The sequence below is a fragment of the Sinomonas humi genome (genome assembly GCF_000802235.1).
GTDB classification, from domain to species: Bacteria; Actinomycetota; Actinomycetes; order Actinomycetales; family Micrococcaceae; genus Sinomonas; species Sinomonas humi.
Map to the genome: position 1 here is coordinate 1 of NZ_JTDL01000095.1, position 5,180 is coordinate 5,180.

General features: G+C 65.8%; 3 protein-coding genes. 1 reads left to right on the plus strand and 2 read right to left on the minus strand.

Annotated features, from left to right (window positions below; genetic code table 11):
• Positions 1-1,343 (minus strand): glycoside hydrolase family 2 protein (locus LK10_RS08355; RefSeq protein WP_043122330.1); only part of this gene is annotated, 1,343 nt, incomplete at its 3' end.
• Between the two features lie 49 nt (positions 1,344-1,392).
• Complete coding sequence (locus tag LK10_RS08360) at positions 1,393-2,805, minus strand: MFS transporter (RefSeq protein ID WP_081998387.1); 1,413 nt, start codon at positions 2,803-2,805, stop codon at positions 1,393-1,395.
• 480 nt (positions 2,806-3,285) lie between these two features.
• On the opposite strand from LK10_RS08360, the gene LK10_RS08365 reads away from it, so the two are divergent.
• Positions 3,286-5,180, plus strand: a 1,895-nt coding sequence (locus LK10_RS08365; RefSeq protein ID WP_156144098.1) for a GH116 family glycosyl-hydrolase, incomplete at its 3' end; no start/stop codon positions are given.

Below are 5,180 nucleotides of genomic sequence, written 5' to 3' on the forward strand. Positions count from 1 at the left end.
GTCCCGGATGCCTCGCCGAAGGCACCTGCGCCCATCATCTTCACCACGTCATCGATCACGGAGACGAAGCCGTTGATCCCGTTGGTGACGAAACGATCGGGGTCGAGCGAGCGTACCTTCTCGGCCATGCGCCGGCCAAGGCTGGCTCCGAAGCGATCGCCTGTCTCAGGAATCTCGTTGCCGATGGAGTAGAAGAGGACGCTGGCGTGGGTGCGATCACGGAAGACCATCGCCTCCAGGTCCCGTTCCCACCAGTCGGAGAACGACACCGAATAGTCGAACGATGACTTCTGCACGGTCCAAACGTCGAAGGACTCGTCCATCACGATCATGCCCAGCTCGTCGCACGCATCGAGCATGGCCTCGCTGATCGGGTTGTGGGAGCTGCGGATCGCGTTGAACCCCGCCTCTTTCAGCAGCCGGATCTTGCGGAACTCGGCATCGCCGAACGCGGCTGCACCGAGTGGACCATTGTCATGGTGGATGCAGGCGCCCCGCAGTTTCAGCGGAACGCCGTTGATGCGCAGCCCCCGCCGGGGATCAAGCTGCACGGTGCGCACCCCCACGCGGAGGGTGTTCGCGTCCAACGTCGTGTCGCCGTCACGCAGCTCGATCCGGGCCTGGTACAGCCGCGGGTGGTCGACGCTCCAGCGCTCGGGCGCTTCGACGTAGAGGCGGATCCGCACGTCAGCGCACGCGCGTGGGAGCACCGTGACGGGCTCGACGGCCTCGGCCGCCTGCTGCCCGTCTGGTGCGATGAGCACGACTCGCGCATCGACAGTGCGGGTCTCGCCGCTCAGATTGTCCACGGGGAAGGCGACCTCGAAAGTGGCCAGTTCGTCGTCGACCGTCGGAGTCCTCACCTGCAGCTGGCTCGCGCGGATGTGCACAGGCTCGCGCACCTCGAGCCGTACGTCACGGTAGATGCCGGCGCCTGCGTACCAGCGGGAGTCGTCGTGGGTTCGCACGTCCACCCGGACGGCGTTCGATTCGCCGAAGCGAAGGTACGGATCGAGCACCGCGTCGAACGGTGCGTAGCCGTTCGGGCGGTTCGCCGCAAGGGCGTCGTTCACGTAGACCATCGCGTCCCTGTACGCGCCGTCGAAGTGGAGCGTAACGTGCTTGCCCCGCCATTCCTCAGGCACGTCGAACCTCTTCGAGTACTGGAACGCGGCGCTCGGGAAGTACCCGCCTTTGCCACGATTCTCCGGCGCCCGTGGCGTTGAGATGAGGGCATCGTGAGGCAACGTGACGGCCGTCGACACATCTGCTCCGCCCAGCTTGGCGAACAGGCTGATCTGCGGGGCGACGCTCCAGTCGTCGTTGAAGTTCAGTGCGGTCACAGGGGGCTCCGGAATGGTCGGGTGTGGGCGTGCGGTCTCGGGGATCGGCTCAGCGGACCGCTTTGACCCTAGCGAAGATGATGACGGCCCCGGCGAGAGCGAACACGGCCGTCAGGAAGTAGAGCAGGGTGTAGTTCTTGGCATCCCCCGCGGCGCCGATCGTGATGACGAACGCCGCAACCACGGGTGCGATGACGTTCGGGATGCCCTGCGCGAAGGCCATGAGCGCCGTGTAGCGGCCGGCATCGGTGTCGCGCTCCGGCAGGACGTCGAGGACGATCGCCTGATCGACCGCGCTGAAGACGCCGACTCCCAGGTTGCTGACGAGGATGCCGATGCCGAGGCCCGCCATATTGTCGGCCAGCGCGAGGATGACGGAACCGGCAGCGAAACCCACGGCTCCGACGAGGATGAAGATGCGCCGGCGCTTGATCTTGTCCGAGAGGAACCCGCTGCCCAGGCCGCCGACCACACCGCCGACGATCCCGAGCAGTGAGATGGTCGCCATGACGCCAGCGACCTGCTGGACGGGCATGTTCAGCCGCTGGGCGAAGAAGAAGGTCGTGAAGGTGGTGCTGCCGGTGATGCCCATGAAGAAGACGAGCCGGCCGAGCCAGTTCCACGCATAGGCCCGGTGCTTGCGCGGGTTGAACACGTATTTGGCGCCCACGGACGCGAACGAGAGCGGTGCCAGCACCTTGCCCCGTGTATCGGGGTCCTTCATGAAGAGCCCGAGCAGGATCACGAGCACAGCGGCGATCATGCCGGGGACGACGAAGAGCAGGAACTGGTTGCGGACGAGGCCGACGGCAAGTCCGACTCCGATGACGGGAGCCGTCATCGTTGCGAAGCCGGTCAGACCGGCCACGCGTCCGCGCTGGGCCTGCGGCAGTCGGTCGGCCTGGATGTTGGTCAAAGCCAGCGACACCGTGTTCAGGCCCAGGACCGTGACAATCCAGCCCATATAGAGCGATCCCACGCTGTTGGCCATGCCGAGGACGACGAGGCCCGCGAGGCCGACGACGGCCCCGCCGGCCAGGAACGGGCGGCGCCGCCCGAAGCGCGACCGGGTGCGGTCGCTCCAGATGCCGAAGGCGGGACCGGTGAGCATGCCTCCGAGCGCGCCGACGGAGGCGAGGCCGCCGAGCACCTGCTCCTGGCCGGGCGCGATCCGGGCGAGCGCCACGGAGAGCGAAAACGCCGTCGGGAGGATGAACGCCATCATGGCGGCGAAGGTCGCGAGCGTGAGGCCGGCGATGAACATCCCGCCCACGCGCGGGAGTTCAGCGCGGGCGTCGGCCATTACCGTCGCGGGAGCAATGTCCCGGTTGATGGGGACTGCCGCGGGGGACGCCGTGACCGTAGTGCCGCGCTCCAATGCGGAGGCCAAGGTGGTTTCGGGGACGGCCCCTTTCGACGCGTTCCCCGATGCGTGGGCCGGCGACTTCCGTGTTTCTGACATCAAGATCCTCCTCGATCTGAGTGCTCGTCCTAACAGCCGCTAGGTGCTGGGGCTTGACGCTAGCATAAATTCCGCGCTGCAACGGTATTTTTATTTAAAGAATCTTGTTGCGACCCGAGTTTCGAACACGACCGGCTGCCGGCGGCGATCAGGGGGTACCCCTCACCGTGTTCCAAGCCGCCCATCGTGGCCGCGACGAGCAGCCAACGAGTCGCGTGGGACGTTTCAAGAAATGCGTCCGGATGCCTTGACCGAGAAGCATCTCGACCACTAGCCTTTTCGCGTAAAACGTTATCTTCCCAGCAGCCGCAAGGTTTCTGGGCTAGTCAGCCACGAGCCCATTGGGGCCGAGGACTTCGCGGGCCGCCATTACGCGTCTGCCTCGGCTTCCCGCGGGACCCCGATACCGAACCGGCCGATCCCTCAGCTCCTGCCTTTGTCCCTGTCGGTTCGATCCTTCGCGAGACGTTGGAGTTGCTTATGCCATGGTTGCAATGGGGCACCGGTGCGATGACCGGCCGGAGAATGCTCGCCTTCCTTCTCGTCGTCACAGCAGGACTCGCGTGCTGGCAGGTTGCGCTGCCGGCTCCGCGGGCCGCAGCCACTACCATCCGGGACTACTTCCCCGTGCCCGACGCGGCGCTGGTCAGACCGCTCGGTGAGATCGACCCCGGGACCTGCGCGCCGGCGCCTGCCGCCCAGGAGTGCCAGGGGGCTGCGCCGAGTGCGGCCGATTCGATCTTTGGGAACTACCCGATGTCCGTCCCGGGGCTGGGCATCCCAGTCGGCGGGGTCGGCGCCGGCTCGTTCATGATCAACCAGGCGGGCACGTTCGGCCCGTGGAACTTCGGTGGACAGCAGGGCAGCAGTTGGGAAACCAGGATCCTGCCGCAGGCGGCCTTCCATGTCCGCGAGCAGATCGGCAACGATCCCGCCACCGTCCGGACCCTTGCCACTGACGGCCCCCAGCGAGTCGGCACCCAAGGTCCCGTGGCACAGCGGTCCTGGGGATCCCCGCTCCCGGCGTGGAACGCGCTCCAACCGGGTGAGGGGAGCTATGCCGCTCTGTATCCGTTCGGTTGGATGAGCTACACGCCGTTCAAGACGGACGTTTCGATGCGGTTCTTCTCCCCTATCGTCGCAAAAGAGGACCAGCGGACTTCCCTGCCCGTGGTGTACTTCGACGTCCGCATCGCTAACCACACTTCTGATCCCGCGAAGATGTCGGTGATGTTCACCATGCCGAACGCCCCCGACCATGTCGCCGGGACCTTGGCTGACCCGACCGTTGCCACGCCGCCCGCAACCGTCCGCCAGGGGTTCAGCAGCCACTACCAGAGCACGGACGGGGTGCAAGCCGTCACGATGAGCGCCGATGACCCCGGAAACACCCCTGATGCTGCGAATTCAGAATGGACTCTTGCCGCGATGCCGCAGGCAGGACAAAAGGTGTCCTACACCACCTCTTGGAACGCGAACGGGGACGGATCGGACGTCTACGCGCCCTTCACAGCGGACGGAAGTCTTCCCGACAAGCCCATCGACGCAAGCTCCTCGGCCGGAGCCGTCTCCGTCTCGGTGAACCTTTCGCCGGGGCAGGTCGCCACGGTGCCGTTCGCCCTCGCCTGGGACTTCCCGCAGGTCGGCTTCGACAACAATCAGACGACCTGGATGCGCCGATACACCGACTTCTATGGAGCGCAGGAGAACGCCCAGAACGAGTACGTCCAGGGCACCTACCCCTTCCACCAGAGCTTCGCCATAGCCCATGACGCTCTGCTGGGACATGGCGCGGCACTCAGCGCTGTGCAGGGATGGTGGAACCCAGTCGCCACTGACCCGACGTACCCCGCGGTCCTGCGCACATCGGCCTTGAATGAGCTGTCGATGCTCGTGTTCCAGAACTCGTTCTGGGAAGGCGGGCTCGTGAGCAACAGTGTGGTTCCCACCGGCTTCCCCTACGCCGGCCCGGGCCAGCACCTAGGCGCCTCGACGCCAGGAACCCACCTGTTCGGGTTCCAGGACACGGGAGCTGGCGGCGTGTCGGGCATGGGCAGGACAACCGACATCCAGGCCTATGGCTATCGCGCCTATTACAGCCTGTTCCCCAACCTCTTCCGCGGGATCCTCACAGCCAGTGCCGAGGCAACCGAACTCGCCTCGAACCACAACGCGCCGGACCTCTACGTCAACATCCCCAACGGGGACCCGTTCATCACCTGGGGGAACCCGCAGACCTCGACGACCCAGGGAGGGACGGACTCGAGGCCACCGGTACCCGGGGTCACGGAGTGGGGCGACAGCCCGAGCAAGTACATCTTCCAGTGGTACGCCTATGCGAAGCTGACCGGCGACCAGAGCCTCCTGCAGTCTTC

Excerpts from the sequence above, each read along its gene's own strand:
- LK10_RS08360 (WP_081998387.1), bottom strand. The coding sequence starts at position 2,805 with ATGTCAGAAACACGGAAGTCGCCGGCCCACGCATCGGGGAACGCGTCG.